Source organism: Pseudomonas abyssi, from assembly GCF_002307495.1.
In the GTDB taxonomy this organism is placed as follows: Bacteria; Pseudomonadota; Gammaproteobacteria; order Pseudomonadales; family Pseudomonadaceae; genus Halopseudomonas; species Halopseudomonas abyssi.
Map to the genome: position 1 here is coordinate 1 of NZ_NTMR01000029.1, position 19,650 is coordinate 19,650.

At 62.2% G+C, this 19,650-nt stretch carries 21 protein-coding genes; 11 read left to right on the top strand and 10 right to left on the bottom strand.

Features of this window, described 5'->3' with window-relative positions; all coding sequences use genetic code 11:
• Positions 1–26: 26 nt before the first annotated feature.
• A complete protein-coding gene (tyrS, locus tag CNQ84_RS17935) occupies positions 27–1,226 on the bottom strand; it encodes a tyrosine--tRNA ligase (protein WP_096006198.1) in 1,200 nt (399 codons plus the stop codon).
• A gap of 223 nt (positions 1,227–1,449) precedes the next feature.
• Between tyrS and CNQ84_RS17940 the strand changes: the two genes are divergently transcribed.
• Positions 1,450–2,880 carry a peptidoglycan DD-metalloendopeptidase family protein gene (locus CNQ84_RS17940; protein ID WP_096006199.1) on the top strand — a complete coding sequence of 477 codons (1,431 nt, stop codon included), beginning with the start codon at positions 1,450–1,452 and terminating at the stop codon, positions 2,878–2,880.
• Positions 2,880–3,980 (top strand): anhydro-N-acetylmuramic acid kinase, encoded by a 1,101-nt coding sequence (locus CNQ84_RS17945; protein WP_096006200.1) that lies wholly within the window; start codon positions 2,880–2,882, stop codon positions 3,978–3,980. The genes CNQ84_RS17940 and CNQ84_RS17945 overlap by 1 nt, the downstream gene beginning before the upstream one ends.
• Here CNQ84_RS17945 and erpA read toward each other — a convergent pair whose 3' ends face one another.
• The 4 genes from erpA to argC all read right to left on the bottom strand — a co-directional run bounded on the left by erpA (position 3,981) and on the right by argC (position 6,634).
• The gene (erpA, locus tag CNQ84_RS17950) at positions 3,981–4,334 is read right to left on the bottom strand and encodes an iron-sulfur cluster insertion protein ErpA (protein WP_083728072.1); all 354 of its coding nucleotides are present in this window, start codon (positions 4,332–4,334) and stop codon (positions 3,981–3,983) included.
• Positions 4,335–4,401: 67 nt separating this feature from the next.
• Positions 4,402–4,830, bottom strand: a complete 429-nt coding sequence (locus tag CNQ84_RS17955) for a bactofilin family protein (RefSeq protein WP_096006201.1) — start codon at positions 4,828–4,830, stop codon at positions 4,402–4,404.
• Positions 4,830–5,600, bottom strand: a complete 771-nt coding sequence (locus CNQ84_RS17960) for a DUF6776 family protein (protein WP_096006202.1) — start codon at positions 5,598–5,600, stop codon at positions 4,830–4,832. The genes CNQ84_RS17955 and CNQ84_RS17960 overlap by 1 nt, the downstream gene beginning before the upstream one ends.
• The gene (gene argC / locus CNQ84_RS17965) at positions 5,600–6,634 is read right to left on the bottom strand and encodes an N-acetyl-gamma-glutamyl-phosphate reductase (RefSeq protein ID WP_096006203.1); all 1,035 of its coding nucleotides are present in this window, start codon (positions 6,632–6,634) and stop codon (positions 5,600–5,602) included. The genes CNQ84_RS17960 and argC overlap by 1 nt, the downstream gene beginning before the upstream one ends.
• A gap of 142 nt (positions 6,635–6,776) precedes the next feature.
• On the opposite strand from argC, the gene hemJ reads away from it, so the two are divergent.
• Complete coding sequence (gene hemJ, locus CNQ84_RS17970; protein ID WP_281254839.1) at positions 6,777–7,199, top strand: protoporphyrinogen oxidase HemJ; 423 nt, start codon at positions 6,777–6,779, stop codon at positions 7,197–7,199.
• Here hemJ and CNQ84_RS17975 read toward each other — a convergent pair.
• Positions 7,196–8,677 carry an AAA family ATPase gene (locus CNQ84_RS17975; protein ID WP_096006205.1) on the bottom strand — a complete coding sequence of 494 codons (1,482 nt, stop codon included), beginning with the start codon at positions 8,675–8,677 and terminating at the stop codon, positions 7,196–7,198. The genes hemJ and CNQ84_RS17975 overlap by 4 nt on opposite strands.
• A 128-nt stretch (positions 8,678–8,805) precedes the next feature.
• Here CNQ84_RS17975 and CNQ84_RS17980 point away from each other — a divergent pair, with 128 nt between their 5' ends.
• A complete protein-coding gene (locus CNQ84_RS17980; protein ID WP_096006206.1) occupies positions 8,806–9,144 on the top strand; it encodes a histidine triad nucleotide-binding protein in 339 nt (112 codons plus the stop codon).
• A 36-nt stretch (positions 9,145–9,180) separates the two neighbouring features.
• Entirely contained in the window at positions 9,181–9,825 is a 645-nt protein-coding gene (gene coq7 / locus CNQ84_RS17985; RefSeq protein ID WP_096006207.1) for a 2-polyprenyl-3-methyl-6-methoxy-1,4-benzoquinone monooxygenase, read from the top strand.
• Here coq7 and CNQ84_RS17990 read toward each other — a convergent pair.
• On the bottom strand, positions 9,813–10,088 hold the full coding sequence (locus CNQ84_RS17990; RefSeq protein WP_096006208.1) for a DUF1145 domain-containing protein: 276 nt from the start codon (positions 10,086–10,088) through the stop codon (positions 9,813–9,815). The genes coq7 and CNQ84_RS17990 overlap by 13 nt on opposite strands.
• Before the next feature lie 107 nt (positions 10,089–10,195).
• Positions 10,196–10,618, bottom strand: coding sequence for an OsmC family protein (locus CNQ84_RS17995; protein ID WP_083728081.1), 423 nt, complete (start codon positions 10,616–10,618; stop codon positions 10,196–10,198).
• Between the two features lie 179 nt (positions 10,619–10,797).
• Here CNQ84_RS17995 and crp point away from each other — a divergent pair, with 179 nt between their 5' ends.
• From crp to CNQ84_RS18010, 3 genes are all read left to right on the top strand, one after another.
• Positions 10,798–11,442 carry a cAMP-activated global transcriptional regulator CRP gene (gene crp / locus CNQ84_RS18000; protein ID WP_083728082.1) on the top strand — a complete coding sequence of 215 codons (645 nt, stop codon included), beginning with the start codon at positions 10,798–10,800 and terminating at the stop codon, positions 11,440–11,442.
• Between the two features lie 135 nt (positions 11,443–11,577).
• Positions 11,578–12,930 (top strand): adenosylmethionine--8-amino-7-oxononanoate transaminase, encoded by a 1,353-nt coding sequence (locus CNQ84_RS18005; RefSeq protein WP_096006209.1) that lies wholly within the window; start codon positions 11,578–11,580, stop codon positions 12,928–12,930.
• A 4-nt stretch (positions 12,931–12,934) separates the two neighbouring features.
• A complete protein-coding gene (locus CNQ84_RS18010; RefSeq protein ID WP_096006210.1) occupies positions 12,935–13,660 on the top strand; it encodes a 16S rRNA (uracil(1498)-N(3))-methyltransferase in 726 nt (241 codons plus the stop codon).
• 4 nt (positions 13,661–13,664) lie between these two features.
• Here the strand turns inward: CNQ84_RS18010 and CNQ84_RS18015 are convergent, their stop codons facing one another.
• The gene (locus CNQ84_RS18015) at positions 13,665–15,842 is read right to left on the bottom strand and encodes a putative bifunctional diguanylate cyclase/phosphodiesterase (RefSeq protein ID WP_245841475.1); all 2,178 of its coding nucleotides are present in this window, start codon (positions 15,840–15,842) and stop codon (positions 13,665–13,667) included.
• 189 nt (positions 15,843–16,031) lie between these two features.
• Positions 16,032–16,328 carry a hypothetical protein gene (locus tag CNQ84_RS18020; RefSeq protein ID WP_096006211.1) on the bottom strand — a complete coding sequence of 99 codons (297 nt, stop codon included), beginning with the start codon at positions 16,326–16,328 and terminating at the stop codon, positions 16,032–16,034.
• 199 nt (positions 16,329–16,527) lie between these two features.
• Here CNQ84_RS18020 and CNQ84_RS18025 point away from each other — a divergent pair, with 199 nt between their 5' ends.
• From CNQ84_RS18025 to dxs, 3 genes are all read left to right on the top strand, one after another.
• A complete protein-coding gene (locus tag CNQ84_RS18025) occupies positions 16,528–16,767 on the top strand; it encodes an exodeoxyribonuclease VII small subunit (protein ID WP_096006212.1) in 240 nt (79 codons plus the stop codon).
• The gene (locus CNQ84_RS18030; protein WP_096006213.1) at positions 16,764–17,651 is read left to right on the top strand and encodes a polyprenyl synthetase family protein; all 888 of its coding nucleotides are present in this window, start codon (positions 16,764–16,766) and stop codon (positions 17,649–17,651) included. Before CNQ84_RS18025 ends, CNQ84_RS18030 begins: the two co-directional genes overlap by 4 nt.
• A 93-nt stretch (positions 17,652–17,744) precedes the next feature.
• On the top strand, positions 17,745–19,631 hold the full coding sequence (gene dxs, locus CNQ84_RS18035; RefSeq protein ID WP_096006214.1) for a 1-deoxy-D-xylulose-5-phosphate synthase: 1,887 nt from the start codon (positions 17,745–17,747) through the stop codon (positions 19,629–19,631).
• Positions 19,632–19,650 lie beyond the last annotated feature (19 nt).

Genomic DNA, 19,650 nt, shown 5'->3' on the forward strand with positions numbered 1-19,650 from the left:
GAATTATAGAGACCTCAGCGGGCGCGTCAAGCCTTTTTCAACACAATGCGTGCAAATTTCTTTTTGCCCGCCTGGCAGACGTAGGAGACACCTGGCTGAAACACGAATTCACGATCAACAACCACGCCATCTACCTTAACCGAACCGGCATTGAGCAGGTCTCGGGCTGCAGCCGCGTTCTTGGTCATCCCGGCACGATTCAGTACGGCGGACACTGGCAGCTCGCCGTCGACTTCAATCTCGACTTCCGGCAGATCATCCGGCAGCTCACCATCCTTCAGACGGTTCCCGGCAGAACGGTGCGCATTGGCAGCGGCTTCTTCGCCGTGAAAGCGAGCTACCAGCTCTTCGGCCAGCTTGATCTTGATATCACGGGGATTGGCCCCGCTTTCGATATCGCGCTTGAACTGCTCAATCTCTTCCATGCTGCGGAAGCTGAGCAATTCAAAGTAACGCCACATCAGGCTATCGGGCATAGACACGAGCTTGTTGTACATCTCGCCCGGCGCATCGTTGATACCTATATAGTTGCTCAACGACTTAGACATCTTCTTGATGCCATCCAGACCTTCCAGGATCGGCATGGTCAGAATGACCTGCGGCTCCTGGCCGTACTGACGCTGGAGCTCCCGCCCCATCAGCAGGTTGAACTTCTGATCGGTGCCGCCCAGCTCAACATCCGCCTGCATGGCGACCGAGTCATACCCCTGAACTAGGGGATAGAGAAACTCATGAACGGCAATCGACTGCCCGCCTTTATAGCGTTTGTCGAAATCGTCACGCTCAAGCATGCGAGCCACGGTGTACTTACCAGCCAGCTGGATCATGTCGGCCGAGGTCATCTTGTCCATCCAGGTGGAATTGAACATCACCTGGGTTTTGGTCGGATCAAGAATCTTGAACACCTGCTCTTTATAGGTCTCGGCGTTGACCAGCACCTGCTCGCGCGTCAGGGGCTGGCGCGTCACGTTCTTGCCGGACGGGTCTCCGATCATGCCGGTGAAGTCCCCTATAAGGAACAGTACCTGGTGACCGAGATCCTGGAACTGACGCAACTTGTTGATCAACACCGTATGCCCAAGGTGCAGATCCGGCGCCGTCGGATCGAAGCCGGCCTTGATACGCAGCGGGGTGCCGCGCTCGAGCTTGGCGCGCAATTCGCTCTCAACCAGAATTTCATCCGCACCGCGCTTGATCAGCGCCAACTGCTCGTCAACCGACTTCATACGTCCAGGATTCCTGTAGATTTTAGGTGGGTGGGTAAACCGGGGAACAAACCATACAACATTGCCTATCAATTACAAGCCAGGCCAGGCGGCTGGCAACTAACAAGAATTGACGGTGGAAATCTGACAGACGGGACGAGCAAAAACTTGCCACGGGAGCTTTTCAATTATAATTTAGGAAGTTAGTCCACTTTATCTAGAATACGTCTACACAAGAGCGCTTATGGGATCTCCAGATAAAAAGTCACCGCGATACCCCAAAAGCCACCTCGTGGCCGCCAGTGGAATCGCCGCAGCGCTGAGCATCATCCTGCTCGTTGTCCCCACTACCGATGTAGAAGCCAAGAAGACTTTCGTTCAGCTTGAGCTTCAAACCCCAGAATCTGATGCCACTGACGCCGATGCGTCACTGGCCCAATCGCCTGAACAACTAGACGCGCTGGTCAGCGACGCCGTCACACTGCCCAAGCCGCTGGACATTGCCAGACAGGTAACCAACGCGGCGAAGGGCGAGCCGATGGTTGCTGTCGAGCCGGCAGCCCCGGCAGAGCCGCAATGGCAACAACTGACCGTGGCCAGCGGAGATACGCTCTCTACCCTGTTCGATCGAGCCGACCTGGGCGCCAGCACGCTGCATGCGATCCTTAACAGCAGCGAGCAGGCACGCCGCTTTACGCGGCTGAACGTCGGCCAGGTATTGGAATACCAGACCGATGCCGACGGCCAACTGGTGGCCATGCGCTCCAAGCTCAACGACCTGGAGAGCATCCGTGTCGAGCGAACGGCAGAGGGCTTTGTCTTTAACAAAGACGTCATCGAACCGGATGTTCGCGAACGTTACGTCCATGGCACCATCAACTCCTCGCTGTTCCTCGCTGCACAAAACGCCGGCCTCAATCACAACCTGACCATGCAGATGGCCAACATCTTTGGCTACGACGTGGATTTTGCCCGTGACATCCGCCAGGGCGACAGCTTCGAAGTCCTGTTCGAAGAGCTGCATGTCGGCGACAAGAGTGTTGGCAACAACAACATTCTGGCGGCGCGCTTCACCAACCGTGGCAAGACGTTTACTGCGGTGCGCTACACCGACAGCAATGGCTACGCCAGCTACTACCGCGCCGATGGCACCAGCATGCGCAAGGCCTTCATCCGCACGCCGGTTGACTTCGCCCGCATCAGCTCGCGCTTCAATCCCGGTCGCCTGCATCCGGTACTCAACCGCATTCGCGCCCACAAGGGTGTCGACTACGCAGCGGCGACCGGCACACCCATCAAGGCAACCGGTGATGGTCGCGTGGTATCCGCCGGTCGCAAGGGTGGGTACGGCAACGCCGTGGTCATTCAGCACGGTCGCAAGTACCAGACTCTGTACGGTCACATGAGCCGCTTCGCCAATGGTATTCGGGCTGGCAGCAACGTAACCCAGGGCCAGATCATCGGCTATGTGGGCATGACCGGCCTAGCCACCGGCCCACACCTGCACTATGAGTTCCGCGTAGACGGGCGCCATGTTGACCCGCTCAGCGTCCAGCTGCCGGCATCCGACCCGATTCCGGCAAGCGAACGCACGGCCTTCCTGGCCAGCAGCCAGAAACTGATGGCGGCCATGGATCAGAACCGCGCGACCCAGCTCGCCGCGCTGGAACCCTGATGCAGCAACTGCATGTCGGTATCATGTCAGGCACCAGCCTGGATGGTATCGACATCGCCCTCTCCCGCTTTACCGACGCGCACCAGGCTGACTGCTTGGGCGCGCTCTGCATTCCCTTTCCCCACGACCTGCGCCAGCAACTGCTGGATCTGTGCAGCCCCGGCAGCGATGAGCTGTACCTGGCTGGCATCGCCGGCAATGCCTGGGCCCGACTGGCCGCCAGCGGGGTCAAGCAGCTACTCCAGCAGCAGCATGTCAGCCCCGAGCAGGTAAGCGCCATCGGCAGCCATGGACAGACTGTGCGCCACCATCCGGACCAAGGCTTCAGCCTGCAGATCGGCAACCCGTCGCTGCTCGCCGAGCTGACCGGCATCAACGTGGTAGCGGACTTCCGCAGCCGCGACCTGGCCGCAGGCGGAGAAGGTGCGCCACTGGTGCCGGCCTTTCATCACTGGCTACTGAGCAGTGACGAGCAGACCCGCACCCTGGTCAACATCGGTGGCTTTGCCAACCTGACGGTGCTGAAACCGGGCCAGAGCGCATCAGGGTTCGACTCCGGGCCGGGTAACGCACTGATGGATAACTGGGCGCAGCGCCATATCGGCACCCCCTACGATGAGAACGGCACCTGGGCACGCCAGGGCCAGGTGCACCGCGCCTTGCTGCAGCGCATGCTGGCTGACCCCTACTTCGCTCGTAAAGGCCCCAAGAGCACAGGGCGAGAGTACTTTCACGAAGCCTGGCTGTCGGCGCATCTTCAGCATATACCGGGCGTGGCGGCAGTCGACGTACAGGCCACGCTGGCCATGCTGACGGCGACCACCATTGCAGACGGCCTGCGGCAAGCTGCGGCGGAAACACGTGAGTTGTATGTCTGTGGCGGAGGCGCGCGCAACGCACACCTGATGGAGCTGATGCAGCAGCAGTTACCTGCCCAGCGGGTCGCCTCGACTCAGATACTGGGGGTAGACCCGGACTGGATGGAGGCAATGGCCTTCGCCTGGCTGGCGTGGCGTTTTGAACAGCGTCTGGCCGGCAACCTGCCCAGCGTCACCGGCGCGCAAGGCGAGCGCATTCTGGGCGCGCTCTACCCGGCCTGATCAGATCGAGAAGGAGGAACCGCAACCGCAGGTTGTGCTGGCGTTGGGGTTGTTGATGACGAAACGCGAGCCCTCAAGGCCTTCCTGGTAATCCACCTCGGAGCCCGCCAGATACTGAAAGCTCATCGGGTCAACGATCAGGCGCACGCCGTCGCGCTCGACCACGGTATCATCTTCAGCCAGCTCGTCATCGAAGGTGAATCCATACTGGAAGCCCGAACAGCCGCCGCCGGTGACAAACACCCGCAGACTCAACTGGTCATTACCCTCTTCATCAATCAGCGAACGCACCTTGCTGACAGCGTTATCGCTGAAGATCAGCGGGGTGGGAATATAGACTTCAGGACTCGACATACAACCTCCGACGGCCAGGGCCGCAGCACAACAGGGCGGCCATTATCCGTTTCTCCGAGCTTTTTGGTCAACTATTATGACTGTCGGCGCTATCTTGCGGGCTGTCAGTGAAGGTCAACAGCGCCGCGTTTTCAGTCATGCAGTTGAGCTGACCACTGATCTGCGCCCCCATGACCATTTCCATGGAGCGGTAGTGCAGATCACCGCTGATCCGCGCCTTGGCGTCCAGCTCCAGGTGCTCCAGCGCCTGCACATCACCGCACACCTGGCCATTGATCACCACGTGCGGCGCCTTGATGCTGCCCTCGACGTAGCCGTGCTCACTGATACGCACCAGGCCGTCCTGCGCCTCGATGTTGCCAACAACGCGACCATCGACCTGCACCGCGCCGACAAAGCGCAAATCCCCGATGACTTCGGCATCTTGGGCGATGATCGTGGTTTTACCGCTAAACCGCCCGATATCCGCCTTCTTCTGCTTTTCCGATCCCCACATCAGGGTGCTGCTCCTGTGACTGTCCATTCAAAAGACTGCTCAACCAGGGTCTCCCCCCCATGGCGGGCAGTCAGTGTGACCTGCTGCGGCGCGAACCCTTCCGGCAAATTCAACCTTGCCTGCTCGCTGCGCGCCGGCACTACCTGAAAATAGCGAAAGTTCAGCGCCAGCGCATCCGCCTCCACCTCGGGCGCCAGCTCGGCCAGCGTCAGGGTCTCAGCGTTGCCATCGCGTTCGCCGCTCACGGCCAGATCAAGGCTGGCCTGCAGCATGTCGCTTTCGTCGCCGACCCGGCTGACCATGACCTTGTAGGCAAACACCTGTGGGTCGTCAGTCGCATGTAACTCAAATGCCTGCACGCGCAAACCAGGGGTCATGGCGCTGGGCGCCAGCACACCCTGATACTGCGCCAGACTCTGCTGCTGGCGGAACAGCTGCGCCTCCAGGTCACTGATGACCTCCTGCCCTTCGGTGACCGATTCGCGCGCCACCAGCAGGTCGACCTCCATCTGGTGGTAGCGCTGGCGCTGCTCCTCCAGCTCTCGCATCAACTGTTGCTGCTGATCAACCAACTGATCCCGCTCCTGAATAAGCGGTGCCAGATTGCGCAGAGCCGACTCCCGACCCAGCCAGGCGCCGACCGGGATGGCTGTCAGCAACATGATCAGCACCGCCCGCCGCCAGCGCTGGCGCGCCCGGCTTTCACGCGGTGTGATGCTGACGTGGTGGTCCCGATACGACTGGGGTCGGGGCCGCTTCAACTCGGTCATCAGGGCATCAGTGCCGGCTGCGCCAGACCTGCGCGTTCATCTATACCAAACAGAATGTTCATATTCTGAACCGCCTGCCCTGACGCACCCTTGGTCAGATTGTCGATCACCGACAACACCACCACGGTATCACCGCCCTGTGGCCGATGCACGGCGATACGACAGACATTGGCGCCCCGTACGCTGCGGGTTTCCGGATGACTGCCGGCCGGCATTACGTCGACAAAGGGTTCATCGGCGTAACGCTGCTCGAACAGCGCCTGCAGATCCACGCTGGTATCGGCCACGGTCGCGTAGAGCGAGGCGTGAATACCACGAATCATCGGCGTCAGATGCGGCACAAAGGTCAGCCCGACCGGCTGGCCCGCAGCGAGCTGCAAGCCCTGGCGAATTTCCGGCAGGTGCCGGTGACCGGCCACCCCGTAGGCCTTCATGCTCTCGGTCGCCTCACAGAACAGCGAAGACACGCTGGCACCACGTCCGGCGCCGCTGACACCGGACTTGCAGTCGGCAACCAGACGCGCCGGATCAGCCAGGCCAGCCTCAAGCAGCGGAATAAAACCGAGCTGGGTGGCGGTCGGGTAGCAGCCGGGGACGGCAATCAGGCGAGCGCCGCGGATGGCTTCACGATTGACTTCGGGCAGGCCGTAGACCGCCTCGCCAAGCAGCTCAGGCGCGCCGTGCGGCTGGTGATACCAGCGACTCCATTCCTCGGCGTCACGCAGCCGGAAGTCCGCCGACAGGTCGATGATCTTCACCCCGGTGGCCAGCAGCTCACCGGCCAGCGAGTGGGCAACGCCATGCGGGGTGGCAAAGAACACCACATCGCAGGCGCCCAGGGCAGCCACATCCGGCACGCTGAAGCGCAGGTAGTCGTAGTGACCACGCAGGTTGGGGTACATGTCGGCGACACAGAGTCCTTCCTCGGATCGCGATGTGATGACCTCGACATGCGCTTCGGGGTGCTGGGCCAGCAGCCGCAGCAACTCAACACCGGTGTAACCGGTTCCGCCTACAATGCCTACTTTGATCATCATTACGTCCTGATTCTCTGTGTCTTGTTTGTACAATAGGTGCGACATCAGCGTAGCTGACGCCGCGAGAGCCCCTATGATAAAAGCGCTGACAGAAATTACCAGCACTGGCCCGGCGCCAGCGCGCCAACAGGAGACTCGTGTGTACCTCTGGATAAAAGCCTTTCACATCATGGCCGTGATTACCTGGTTTGCCGGCCTGTTCTATCTGCCCCGCCTGTTCGTCTATCACGCCCAGGCCGAAGACGACGTCAGCCGCGAGCGCTTCAAGATCATGGAACGCAAGCTGCTGCGCGGCATCATGAATCCATCCATGGTAGTCACCCTGCTGCTCGGCGGCTGGATGCTTTACCTGTCACCGGCCTGGCTGAGCCAGGGCTGGATGCACGCCAAGCTGACCCTCGTCGCCCTGCTGGTGGTGTACCACCACATGTGCGGGCGCATTCGCAAACGCTTTGCCGACGACGCCAACACTCGCTCCCACGTCTACTACCGCTGGTTCAACGAAGCACCGGTACTCGCGCTGGTCGGCATTGTGATCCTGGTTGTGGTCAAACCCTTCTAGTCCGCCCTCACCGCCCGGTCCTGCGCCCACAGGCGCAGGGCCTGCAGCTTCTCAGCCATGACCACCGACAGCGGCGCCGTGCGGCTGATGGCATTGAGAATATGCACGCTGCTGAGGCGGCCGTCACCGGCCGCGTTGGCGTACACGGCCGATACCACCGCCTGCTCGATTTCCGCCCCGGAAAAGCCCTCGCTGGCCTGCGCCAGCTGTTGCAGATCAAACTGACTGGCGTCGAGCCCGCGCTTGGCCAGGTGGATACCGAAGATATCCGCGCGAACGGCCTCATCCGGCAGATCGACAAAGAACAGCTCGTCGATACGCCCTTTGCGAATCAGCTCCGGCGGCAGTTGGCTGACGTCGTTGGCGGTGGCCACCAGAAACACCCGTGACTGGCGCTCAGCCATCCAGGTCAGCAGCGTACCGAGCATGCGCCGGGCCACGCCGCTGTCGCTCTGATCAGCCGCCACGCCCTTTTCGATTTCATCAATCCAGAGCACGCATGGCTCCAGCGCATCGGCCATTTGCAGCGCATCGCGCAGGTTCTTTTCCGTCTCGCCGATGTACTTGTTGTATAGCCCGGCCATATCCAGGCGCAGCAAGGGCAGCCCCCACAAGCCGGCCACCGCCTTGGCCGCCAGGCTCTTGCCGGCGCCCTGCACCCCGACCAGCAACACCCCGCGCGGGCGGTCCTGAGCCAGGTCGGCCTGGGTGAAGGCGCTCTGGCGCTCTGCCAGCCAGTCTTTCAGGCGCTGCAGCCCGCCAACATCACCAAAGCGCGCGGTCTGCTGCTCAAAATGCAGCACGCCGTCCATCCCCAGCAGCTCGAACTTGGCCTTGTTCAAGGCCGGCAGATCGGTCTGATCGATGGCGCCGTCGTCAATAATCAGGTTGCGCGCCAGGCGGCGGGCTTCGTCGTGCGTGGTGCCGCGCAGGTTGCGTACGACCTGCTGCAGGGTGCGGTTGTCCGTACGCACCCGCTCGCCCTTGTTGGCAGCACTCCAGCGCACCGCCTCTTCACGCACGATCGCCCCCAGCTCTTCATCACTGGGCATATTCAGCTGCAGGCGTGCCGACAGCCGCGTGAGTTCCTGCGGCAAGGTCACTGCATGGCTGACCAGAATCACGGTGGGCGCACTGACCTCGGTGCTCATCGCCAGGCTTTTCAGCTGACGGACAATACGCGGCGAGTCGAGGAAAGGGTGCAGATCACAAAAGACGTAAAGCGCGTCTTCCCTGGCGCGGCGCACGGTTTCCAGCGCGGCTTCCGGATCGCGGGTGCCCTGCTCATCGTCCACGTCGGTGCCGAAGCCAAGCCGGCTGAGTCCGTCCAGATGATTCCAGGTGTACCAGGTCTGCGCCCGCTGCACTGCCAGCGAGCCGATGGTTTCCAGCACTCGCGGCTCCTGCCAGGACTCGATGATGACCAAGCGCACCCGCGAGTCCAGCACCAGCCCCAGATCATGAATATCGTTTTTCAACCCACGCCTCCTTCACCGCGCAACCATCCTGCTGCGCCACGTCCCGATAGTGCCAATCCGATCGCCTGCGGTACACTGGCAAACACAGCGGTGACCAGCCGCGCCCCCAGCCAAACAAGGAGTGCAGCGTGGATTGTCTGTTCTGCAAGATCATCGACGGAAAGATTCCGTCCAAGAAGATATACGAAGATGACCAGGTATTCGCCTTTCACGATATCAATCCACAGGCGCCGGTGCACTTTCTGGTGATCCCGAAAAAGCACATCGCCACACTCAATGATGTCACCGAAGATGATCGCGCCGTGGTCGGCCACATGGTCTACATCGCGCAGAAGCTGGCCAATGAACTGGGCTGCGAAACGGGCTTTCGCACCGTGTTCAACTGCAACGAAATGGGTGGCCAGACGGTCTACCATATTCACCTGCATGTACTCGGCCAACGCCAGCTGACCTGGCCGCCGGGCTAAGACCACGCAGCGCCCCACTCTGACGCCGGAGCAAACATGAGCACACGCCACTACAGCTTTATCGACCGCCTGCTGAATCAGGCTGATCAGTCGCTGCGCACTCTGGTGCCCGGCGCCGCCCAGGCGCAGCGTCCGTCACCGGCGCAGCATCTGGCCAATGTGCCGCTGGATGCCGAGGAGCGCCGTCATATCGCGGGCCTGATGCGCATCAACCACACCGGCGAGGTGTGCGCCCAGGCGCTGTATCAGGGCCAGGCGCTGACCGCCAAGCTGCCGGAGGTACGCGAAAAGATGGAACACGCTGCAGCCGAAGAGATCGACCATCTGGCCTGGTGCGAGCAGCGGCTGGGAGAGTTGGGCAGCCATACCAGCGTCTTCAACCCGCTGTTCTACGGCATGTCTTTTGGCATGGGTGCGGCGGCAGGGCTGATCAGCGACCGCATCAGCCTGGGCTTTGTTGCCGCCACCGAGCAGTTGGTCGAGCGTCATCTGGATGACCACCTGAACCAGCTGCCGGAGGAAGATATCAAGTCACGCGCGATTCTGGAGCAGATGCGTGAAGACGAGATTGAGCATGGTCACGCGGCGCTGGAGGCCGGTGGAACGGTATTCCCGCCACCGGTCATGCAGGCCATGGTGCTGCTCTCCAAGGTGATGACCAAGGCCACCTACAAGGCCTGATTGATAGCTCGCACGGTATCGGGGTGGCGCAGATGCAACACCCCGAACACCATCACCTGCAGCAAATGCAGGCCGGTTGAGCCAAGCTTCTTCAGCTTGCGATACATCAGCAGGCACTCCACCACGTGCACGCCCAGTACGATCAGTGCAATCAGATGCAGCCGCTGCGGATTGGGCACCTCGACCAACCCGAGCAGGCTGAGCACCACCGTCAACCAGAACGCCAGCATCATCAACTTGGCCAGCAGCATGAACGCGCGCATGAGAACTCCCTGTATGTGTTATCGGAGTCTGGATAGTAGCGTCCAGCCGCTCACTGCCAAGGGCCTGCCCAGCCAAACGGCTGACCAATGACGCCAGCGGCGCCGTCTCAATCGATTTCGACGATCTCGTAGTCGTGGGTCACTTCAACGCCGGCGCGGCCCATGAGGATGGATGCCGAGCAGTATTTTTCAGCCGACAGCTCCACCGCGCGTTTGACGTGCGCTTCCTTCAGATTCTTGCCGGTGACGACAAAGTGCAGATGGATCTTGGTAAAGACCTTGGGCTCGACATCCGCGCGCTCGGCAGCCAGCTCGGTATGCACGTCGCGAATGTCCTGACGGGCCTTTTTCAGGATGCTGACCACATCAAAACTGGCGCAGCCACCCAGGCCAACCAGCACGGTTTCCATCGGGCGGATGCCCATGTTGCGACCACCAGCCTCCGGCGGGCCATCCATGACAACGGTGTGGCCGCTACCGGACTCACCCAGAAACATGACCCCATCGACCCACTTGATCGTTGCTTTCATTTATTGCTCCCGCCGCAAAATCGCTTGAAGGCCGGGAGAATACCACAGGCACATGCGACAGTTACCCACACTGGTCAGGATGGCAAAAACTGGACATAATCCTGTTTGGTCTCACGCTGAGGCTTACACGGAAGCGCCGCATTACCCGCCGGCGCACTGACGGCCAGGACACGCTTTTAATGGTTTCAATCAACCTGACTCCTAAAATAAAAAACATCGATGCATTTCTCGCCCACTGTCATCGCCGCCGTTTTGCAGCTCGCAGCACGCTGATCCACGCGGGCGACAGCTCGGACAGCCTGTTCTACATCGTCAAGGGCTCGGTCACCATCCTGATCGAGGACGAGCAGGGCCGCGAAATGATCATCGCCTACCTCAATCAGGGTGACTTCTTCGGCGAAATGGGTCTGTTCGACCTGACACCGGCCCAGCATGACCGCAGCGCCTGGGTGCGCGCCAAGACCGAGTGCGAAGTCGCTGAAGTCAGCTATGCCAAGTTCCGTGAACTGACCCAGCGCGACCCCGAGCTGCTCTACGCCGTCGGCCGGCAAATGGCCGAGCGGCTGCGCAAGACCACCCGCAAGGTGGGTGATCTGGCGTTTCTGGATGTCACTGGCCGCGTGGCCGGCACCCTGCTGGAACTGTGCAAGCAACCCGACGCCATGACCCACCCCGACGGCATGCAGATCAAGATTACCCGTCAGGAGATCGGTCGTATCGTGGGCTGCTCGCGGGAAATGGTCGGTCGCGTACTCAAGAGCCTGGAAGAGCAAGGCCTGATCGAGGTCAAGGGCAAGACCATGGTGGTCTACGGCACCCGCTGACCGCTCGCCCCGCCAGCCAAGCTCGAACGCACAGCGCACGCCCCCTTGCTGCGCTGTGCAGGCTGGCAGGTTTCTGCAGCCAGCCAGACGCTCATGTACAATCGCTCACCGGGCCACTTCTGGAGGAGCTGAAACATGGGTTTGAACAACGATTGGATGCAGCGCGACATCTCCGTGCTCTGGCATCCCTGCACCCAGATGAAAGACCACGAGCACATGCCGGTCATCCCGATCCAGCGCGGTGAGGGCATCTGGCTGCACGACTTCGAGGGCAACCGCTACATGGACGCGGTCAGCTCCTGGTGGGTCAACATCCTCGGCCACGCCAACCCCTATATCAACGACCGCATCAAGCAGCAGCTCGACACCCTGGAGCACGTGATCCTGGCGGGCTTCAGCCACCCGCCGGTGATCGAACTGTCCGAGCGTCTGGTGCAGATGACGCCGGCACCGCTGACCCGCTGCTTCTACGCCGACAACGGCTCCTCCTGTATCGAAGTGGCGCTGAAAATGAGCTTCCATTACTGGCTCAACACCGGCAAGCCGCAGAAAAAGCGCTTTATCACCCTGTCCAACAGCTACCACGGTGAAACCCTAGCCGCGCTGGCGGTGGGCGATGTCGCGCTCTACAAGGAAACCTATCAGCCGCTGCTGATGGACGTGATCACCGTCCCGTCCCCCGACTGCTACAACCGCGAGGACGGCGTCAGCTGGGAGGAGCACAGCCGCCAGATGTTCGCCCACATGGAGCAGGCGCTGGCCGACAACCACGACGAAGTGGCTGCGGTCATCGTTGAGCCGCTGATCCAGTGCGCGGGCGGCATGCGCATGTATCACCCGGTGTACCTGAAACTGCTGCGCGAAGCCTGCGACCGCTACGGCGTGCACCTGATTCACGATGAAATCGCCGTCGGCTTCGGCCGCACCGGCAGTCTGTTTGCCTGCGAGCAGGCCGACATCGCGCCGGATTTTCTCTGTCTGTCCAAGGCGCTGACCGCCGGCTACCTGCCGATGGCGGTGTGCATGACCAACGACACCATTTACCAGGCCTTCTACGACGATTACGAGAGCATGCGCGCCTTCCTGCACTCGCACAGCTACACCGGCAACCCGCTGGCCTGCGCTGCCGCGCTGGCAACGCTGGACCTGCTGGAGCGCGACAACGTGATCGAGGCCAACAAGGCGCTGTCGGCGCACATGGCCAAGGCCACCGCGCATTTTGTCGACCACCCGCACGTAGCCGAAGTCCGCCAGACCGGCATGGTGCTGGCCATCGAGATGGTCAAGGACAAGGCGACAAAAGAGGCCTACCCCTGGCAGGAGCGGCGCGGCATCCGCGTCTATCAGCACGCACTGAAGAATCAGGCCATGCTGCGCCCGCTCGGCAGCGTGGTGTACTTCATGCCGCCCTATGTGATTACGCCTGAGCAGATCGACCATCTGGCCAGCGTCGCTTGGGAAGGCATTCAGCTGGCCACCCGGGACTGACGCCATGCGGGTATCGCGCTTTTATCTGGACCGCTCGCTCAGCGCAGGTGCCGTGGTGCTGGACGGCGATGTCGCCCACTACATCGGTCGGGTGCTGCGTCTGGCCCCGGGCGCGCCGGTACAGATATTCAACGGCAGCGGTCAGGAATGGCCCGGAGAGATCAGCGCGGTCAGCAAACGCGAGGTCAGCGTACACCTGCAGGCGCCTATCGAGGGCACACCCGAGTCCCCCCTGCGTACCCATCTGGGCCAGGCGCTGTCACGCGGTGAGCGCATGGACTGGGCCATTCAGAAAGCGGTCGAGTTGGGCGTCAGCGAAATCACGCCGCTGTTTACCGAGCGCTGCGAAGTCAAGCTGCAGGGCGAGCGCGCCGACAAGCGCCAGAACCACTGGCAGCAGATCGCGATCAGCGCCTGTGAACAGTGCGGCCGCAGCGTGGTGCCGCTGATTCATCCACCGGCGTCCCTGCAAGACTGGATGACCGACCTGCAGGCCGAGGTCAAGCTGGTGCTGCATCACCGTACCGAACAGGATCTGGGCAGCCTCCGCCAGCCTGCATCGGCGGCGCTGCTGATCGGCCCGGAGGGCGGACTCAGCGCCAGCGAAATCGAACAGGCCGAACGCGCCGGCTTTCATGCCGCCTGCTTCGGCCCGCGAGTGCTGCGCACGGAAACGGCGCCGATTGTGGCGCTAACCCTGCTGCAGCACCTGTGGGGCGACTTGCGCTAGGATCTCAGTCGAACCGCAGCTGCTCGACCGGCTGCGGGCGGCCGAGCAGATACCCCTGCCCCAGATGACACTGCTCCTCCAGCAACAGCGCCACCTGATCAGGGTGCTCCACGCCTTCAGCGACCACCGCCAGCCCGAGGCTTCGACTCAGCGCAATGATCGCGCGGCAAATGGTGAGCTGCCGACTGTCCTGGTGCGCCTCATGCAGAAAGCTGCGATCCAGCTTGATAATGTGCAGCGGGAAGCGATTGAGGTAGCCAAGCGAGCAGTAGCCGGTACCAAAGTCATCCAGCGCAATACGCACCCCCATGTTTGCCAGCTCACGCAAACTGGCCAGCACGTGCGGGTCGTGATCAATCAGCAGGCTCTCGGTGATTTCCAGTACCAGACTGCGTGCGCTCAGCCCGGTTGCCGAGAGTATCTGCTGCACCCGGGCGGCAAAATCGGCCTCCTGCAGCTGACGCCCGGACAGATTCACCGAGCAGTACAGGTCAGGCGCCGGGCCCTGTTGCCAGGTGCGGGTCTGGCGGCAGGCCTGCTCCAGCACCCAGTAACCGACGGGAACGATCTCTGCCGACTCTTCTAGCACCGGAATAAACGCCTCAGGGGATACCGGCTCGCCATCATGCGACCAGCGCAACAGGACCTCGACCGCCACCGGCGGCTGGTCTGGCTTGCGCAAGTCGAAGATCGGCTGATAGTTCAGCGTGAACGCCTCGCGCTGCAACGCCTGCAGTACATTGCTTTCAAGCTTGAGCCGCTGGCGAACACGGTCCTGCATCGACTGGTCAAAGCGCTCGAACCGCGCCTTGCCCGATTCCTTGGCACTGTATAGCGCCAGATCCGCCGCCTGCAGCGCATCGTCCAGGCCCTGACCCGGCAGCAGCGGCGCCACACCGATACTGGCGCTGACCACCAGACAACGCTCACCGAAACACAACGGCTCACGCAGCGCTGCAAGCACCCGTGTGGCGACCTGCTCGGCGTCCTGCGGGCAGGCCAGATCATCCAGCAGCATGACAAACTCGTCGCCGCCAAAGCGTGCCAGTTGATCGCCAGGGCGCAGACAGCTGCTCAGGCGATCCGCCACATGCAGCAGCACCCTGTCACCGGCAGCATGACCGAGACTGTCGTTGATCAATTTGAATCGATCCAGGTCGATGAACAGCAGCGCCGCATGGCGTGCGCCGGGGCGGCTCAACTGCACTGCCGTGCGCTGCAACTCGACATTCAACTGGCTTCGATTGATCAGGCCGGTCAGCGGATCGTGCCGCGCCGCCAACTCCAGATCCCGCTGAAAGCGTCGCCGCTCGCTGATATCGGTTTGCGAGCCGGCAAGCCGCCGGCGCCCTCGGGCGTCTACCTCAACAACGCCTCGCGTCAGCACCCACAAATAGCTGCCATCGCTGCGGCGCAGGCGATACTCGTGACGAATCCAGGGTGAGCCGCCCTGCAGATGCTGCGCAATGGCGGCCTGCAGATCAGCCTGATCATCCGGGTGTACGCGCTCAAACCAGTGCATCGAGCGCGGCCCAACCTGGTCCTGCGCCAGCCCCAGCATGGCGGCCCAGCGCGCGGACACATAGAGCTGATCCCGCTGCACATCCCAATCCCAGATGCCATCGTTGGCGCCACGCAAGGCATGGGCGTAGCGCGCTTCACTGGCCTCCAGCGCGCGATGCTCGGCATCGATGTAGGCATCGGCAGCCAGACCCATATCAAAGAACACGATCTTCAGCAGACTGTCGAAATCAGCCAGGCGTGACTGCTGCTCGACACTCAGGCCGTCAAACCAGCCCTGCAGCAGTTGACTCAGATACAGCCGATAGGCGCCCAGATACCATTTCATCTCCACACCCACCTGCTCGTGGATATGGCCGATGCGCACCCGCTCCTCCAGATAGCGATGGTCAATCACGCCATCAAACAGTTTCTGGTAATAGCTGCGCTGGCTGCGCTTGAGGCGTTCGACCATGCCATCGTCATGCAGAATTGCTCGTGGCTCCGGGAACTGCGCAAGACGCAGGTACAGAGCGTCGACGAAGTCGTCGCTGGTTCGCTCGCCAAAGGCACGAACCCGCCGCAGACGTTCGCCATCGGCGGCGCTCCAGTCCAGAAACTCAAGGCGCTGGCGCAATCCCTCTGCATCCAGCCCCAACTTGTCGAATACGGGTTTCAGCACAGTACATACATCCATGATGATCAAAATGCGGCCTGCCAAACCGCAGTCGATGCCTGATGATTATTTTTCTGGCAACAAAAAAGGCGCCCCACCGCCCGAGTGCGTGAACTCGGGCGGTGGGGCGCCTTGTCTTTCAGGCCCATACGTCCTGACCGGCAAAGCCGTTGCTGTTGTTTCCTGAACGATACCCTACTCTGACAAGCTGCGCAGCAGGCCCTGCAGGCGGTAGCGCAAGTCCGCCAGTTGCCTTGATCGAAACGCATGCCGCGTGCGCTCCAGCGTAGCAATCGCCTCCTCCAGCTCGGCGCGCACGCGCCACGCCTGGTTCAGGCGCTCGGGCTTGAGCCAGCGGCACAAGGGCGCCTCCTGACAACCGTCAGGCTCGCAGATCAGCTGATACTCCAGCCCGGTCTGCTCCAGCGCCTGATCGATCTCGGCGCACCGCTCACTCGCGCCGGCAATAACAACCTTGGGGGCGTCAATCATGGCTCGCACCAATAGTGTTAATTTGATCTCACATTCTACGCTCATGGGGCCGCAGCTCTAGCCCGGAGCAGCTCAATATCGGCTTTGACTGACCTGCATCAATGATCACGCCGCCTCTGCGCCACGCGCATGCCAATTGACCCGTCCCGGCCCCTTGGGTAATGTTCAGCCGTTTAATTCACCCCCAGCTGAGGTAACCATGGCCCGGAAGAAAACCGCAGTGGACTTTGAGCAGTCCCTTGGCTCGCTGCAGGCACTGGTGGAGCGTCTCGAAAGCGGCGATCTCAGCCTGGAAGAATCGCTCACCGCCTTCGAACAGGGCGTTGCCCTGACCCGCGACTGCCAACAGGCGCTCAGCCAGGCCGAGCAGAAGGTTCAGCAGTTGATGGAAAGCAACGGTGAGCTGCGCACCGAGCCGTTCGACGGCGCCAGCGAATGAGCGAGTTTGTCGACTACCTGAGCCTTTGCCAGCAGCGCATCAACGCCTACCTCGGCACTCAGCTAAACACCCCGCAGCCCCGCCTTGAGCGCCTGTACAGCGCCATGCGCTACAGCGTGGTGAACGGCGGCAAGCGGGTACGTCCCCTGCTGGCCTACGCCAGCTGCGAGGCGCTTGGCGGGCAGCCGCAGCAAGCCGACCCGGCAGCCGCTGCGGTAGAACTCATCCACGCCTACTCACTGATTCACGACGACCTGCCGGCGATGGACGACGACGACCTGCGCCGTGGCCAGCCCACCTGCCACCGCGCCTTCGACGAAGCCACTGCGATTCTGGCCGGCGACGCGCTGCAGGCGATGGCCTTCGAACTGCTGGCCGGCGCGGGCGACTGGCAACCGGCCACACGCCTGCAGATGGTGCAGCTACTGGGTCGCGCCGCCGGCCCACAGGGCATGGTCGGCGGCCAGGCCATCGACCTGGGCGCGGTGGGCGAACAGCTGGATCTGGCAACGCTGGAATCCATGCACCGGCACAAGACCGGCGCACTGATCCGGGCAGCCGTGCAGCTCGGCGCCCTCGCCAGCGAACAGGTGGATGATGAGCAACTGGCCGCTCTCGGGCAGTACGCCGACAGTATCGGCCTGGCTTTTCAGGTGCAGGACGACATTCTCGACATCGAAAGCGACACCAGCGTCCTCGGCAAGCAGCAGGGCGCCGATGTCGCGCGCGACAAGCCCACCTATCCGGCGCTGCTCGGATTGGATGGCGCGCATCGCCTGGCCGATCAACTGCGTGATCAGGCGCTCGGCGCGCTCACCGGCTTCGGGCCTGCAGCCCAGCGCTTACGCCAGCTGGCAGACTACATTGTCCAGCGGCGCTTCTGAAACAACCCTACGCGCAGTTGGGCTATTGCACGGCATCAGTTAAACTGCGCACTTGTTTTCCTGCCACTGCGGTGGCAATCAGAGCCTTGTTTGATGCCCACCACTTTCCACGACATTCCGCCACAACGCCCCGCAACGCCTCTGCTGGACAGTCTTGAGGACACCGCGCAGCTGCGCGCCCTGGACGAGAGCCAGCTGGGCGAGCTGGCCAACGAACTGCGGGCCTTTCTGCTGTGGAGCGTGGGCCAGACCGGCGGGCACTTCGGTGCCGGCCTGGGCGTAATCGAGCTGACCATTGCCCTGCACTACGTCTACAACACCCCGGACGATCGCCTGCTGTGGGACGTCGGCCACCAGGCCTACCCGCACAAAATCCTTACCGGTCGCCGCGAGCAGATGGCCAGCCTGCGTCAGAAAGGCGGCCTGGCGGCCTTTCCCCGTCGCAGCGAAAGCCCCTACGATACCTTTGGCGTTGGTCACTCCAGCACGTCGATCAGCGCCGGTCTCGGCATGGCGATTGCCGCTGGGCTGCAGGGCCTGGACCGCCGCACCGTAGCCGTCATCGGCGACGGCGCTCTCACCGCCGGCATGGCCTTTGAGGCACTGAATCACGCGTCCGACGTCGAAGCCAACATGCTGGTGGTGCTGAACGACAACGACATGTCGATCTCGCGTAACGTCGGCGGGCTGTCCAACTACCTGGCCAAGATCCTCTCCAGCCGCACCTACTCGCACATGCGCGAAGGCAGCAAAAAGATGCTGTCGAAGATCCCGCCGGCCTGGGAGCTGGCGCGCAAGACCGAAGAACACGCCAAAGGCATGCTGGTGCCCGGCACCCTGTTCGAAGAACTCGGCTGGAACTATATCGGCCCCATCGACGGACATGACCTGCCGACACTGGTGCGCACGCTGGCCAACATGCGCGAGCTGAAGGGCCCGCAGTTTCTGCATGTAGTCACCCAGAAGGGGCACGGTTTCTCGCCCGCCGAGGCCGACCCCATTGGCTATCACGCGATCACCAAGCTCGAGCCCAAGCCGACCGCCCCAAGTGGCGCCAGCAAGCCCAAGTTTTCCAATATCTTCGGCCAGTGGCTGTGCGACATGGCCGAGCAGGACACGCGCCTGATCGGCATTACCCCGGCCATGAAAGAAGGCTCCGACCTGATCGCCTTCGCCGAGCGCTTTCCCGAGCGCTACTTTGATGTCGCCATCGCCGAGCAGCACGCCGTCACCCTGGCGGCAGGCATGGCCTGTGAAGGCGCCAAGCCCGTGGTAGCCATTTACTCGACTTTCCTGCAGCGCGGCTACGACCAGCTGATTCATGACGTCGATGTGCAGAATCTGGACGTGCTCTTTGCCATCGACCGCGCCGGACTGGTGGGCGAAGACGGCCCGACCCACGCCGGCAGTTTTGACCTGACCTACCTGCGCTGCCTGCCGAACATGCTGATCATGGCACCGGCCGACGAGAACGAGACCCGCCAGATGCTGACCACCGGCTACCTGCATCAAGGCCCGGCAGCCGTGCGCTACCCGCGCGGCACCGGCCCAGGCGTGCCGATCGACCCGGCGCTGGCGCCACTGCCCATCGGCAAGGGCCTGGTTACCCGCCAGGGCGAAAACGTCGCGATTCTCTGCTTTGGTACTTTGCACCAGCACGCCCTCAAGGCCGCCGAAGCACTCAACGCGACGGTCGCCAACATGCGCTTCGTCAAACCGCTGGATCATGCGCTGATCGCCGAACTGGGCGCCAACCACGATCTGCTGGTTACGGTGGAAGAAAACGCCGTGATGGGCGGCGCTGGCAGCGCCGTCAACGAATGGTTGCTGGCCGAAGGCATCAGCCTGCCCGTGCTCAACCTCGGCCTGCCGGACGTCTATGTCGAGCACGCCAAACCAAGCGAGATGCTCGCCGAGTGTGGTCTGGACGCCGCCGGTATCGAAAACGCCATCCGCGCCCGCCTCAGCCGCCTCGGCTGAGGCTTGACCACCGCCAGCG

Excerpts from the sequence above, each read along its gene's own strand:
- tyrS (WP_096006198.1), bottom strand. The coding sequence starts at position 1,226 with ATGAAGTCGGTTGACGAGCAGTTGGCGCTGATCAAGCGCGGTGCGGAT.
- CNQ84_RS17940 (WP_096006199.1), top strand. The coding sequence starts at position 1,450 with ATGGGATCTCCAGATAAAAAGTCACCGCGATACCCCAAAAGCCACCTC.
- CNQ84_RS17945 (WP_096006200.1), top strand. The coding sequence starts at position 2,880 with ATGCAGCAACTGCATGTCGGTATCATGTCAGGCACCAGCCTGGATGGT.
- erpA (WP_083728072.1), bottom strand. The coding sequence starts at position 4,334 with ATGTCGAGTCCTGAAGTCTATATTCCCACCCCGCTGATCTTCAGCGAT.
- CNQ84_RS17955 (WP_096006201.1), bottom strand. The coding sequence starts at position 4,830 with ATGTGGGGATCGGAAAAGCAGAAGAAGGCGGATATCGGGCGGTTTAGC.
- CNQ84_RS17960 (WP_096006202.1), bottom strand. The coding sequence starts at position 5,600 with ATGACCGAGTTGAAGCGGCCCCGACCCCAGTCGTATCGGGACCACCAC.
- argC (WP_096006203.1), bottom strand. The coding sequence starts at position 6,634 with ATGATCAAAGTAGGCATTGTAGGCGGAACCGGTTACACCGGTGTTGAG.
- coq7 (WP_096006207.1), top strand. The coding sequence starts at position 9,181 with ATGAGCACACGCCACTACAGCTTTATCGACCGCCTGCTGAATCAGGCT.
- CNQ84_RS17990 (WP_096006208.1), bottom strand. The coding sequence starts at position 10,088 with ATGCGCGCGTTCATGCTGCTGGCCAAGTTGATGATGCTGGCGTTCTGG.
- CNQ84_RS17995 (WP_083728081.1), bottom strand. The coding sequence starts at position 10,618 with ATGAAAGCAACGATCAAGTGGGTCGATGGGGTCATGTTTCTGGGTGAG.
- crp (WP_083728082.1), top strand. The coding sequence starts at position 10,798 with ATGGTTTCAATCAACCTGACTCCTAAAATAAAAAACATCGATGCATTT.
- CNQ84_RS18005 (WP_096006209.1), top strand. The coding sequence starts at position 11,578 with ATGGGTTTGAACAACGATTGGATGCAGCGCGACATCTCCGTGCTCTGG.
- CNQ84_RS18010 (WP_096006210.1), top strand. The coding sequence starts at position 12,935 with ATGCGGGTATCGCGCTTTTATCTGGACCGCTCGCTCAGCGCAGGTGCC.
- CNQ84_RS18020 (WP_096006211.1), bottom strand. The coding sequence starts at position 16,328 with ATGATTGACGCCCCCAAGGTTGTTATTGCCGGCGCGAGTGAGCGGTGC.
- CNQ84_RS18025 (WP_096006212.1), top strand. The coding sequence starts at position 16,528 with ATGGCCCGGAAGAAAACCGCAGTGGACTTTGAGCAGTCCCTTGGCTCG.
- CNQ84_RS18030 (WP_096006213.1), top strand. The coding sequence starts at position 16,764 with ATGAGCGAGTTTGTCGACTACCTGAGCCTTTGCCAGCAGCGCATCAAC.
- dxs (WP_096006214.1), top strand. The coding sequence starts at position 17,745 with ATGCCCACCACTTTCCACGACATTCCGCCACAACGCCCCGCAACGCCT.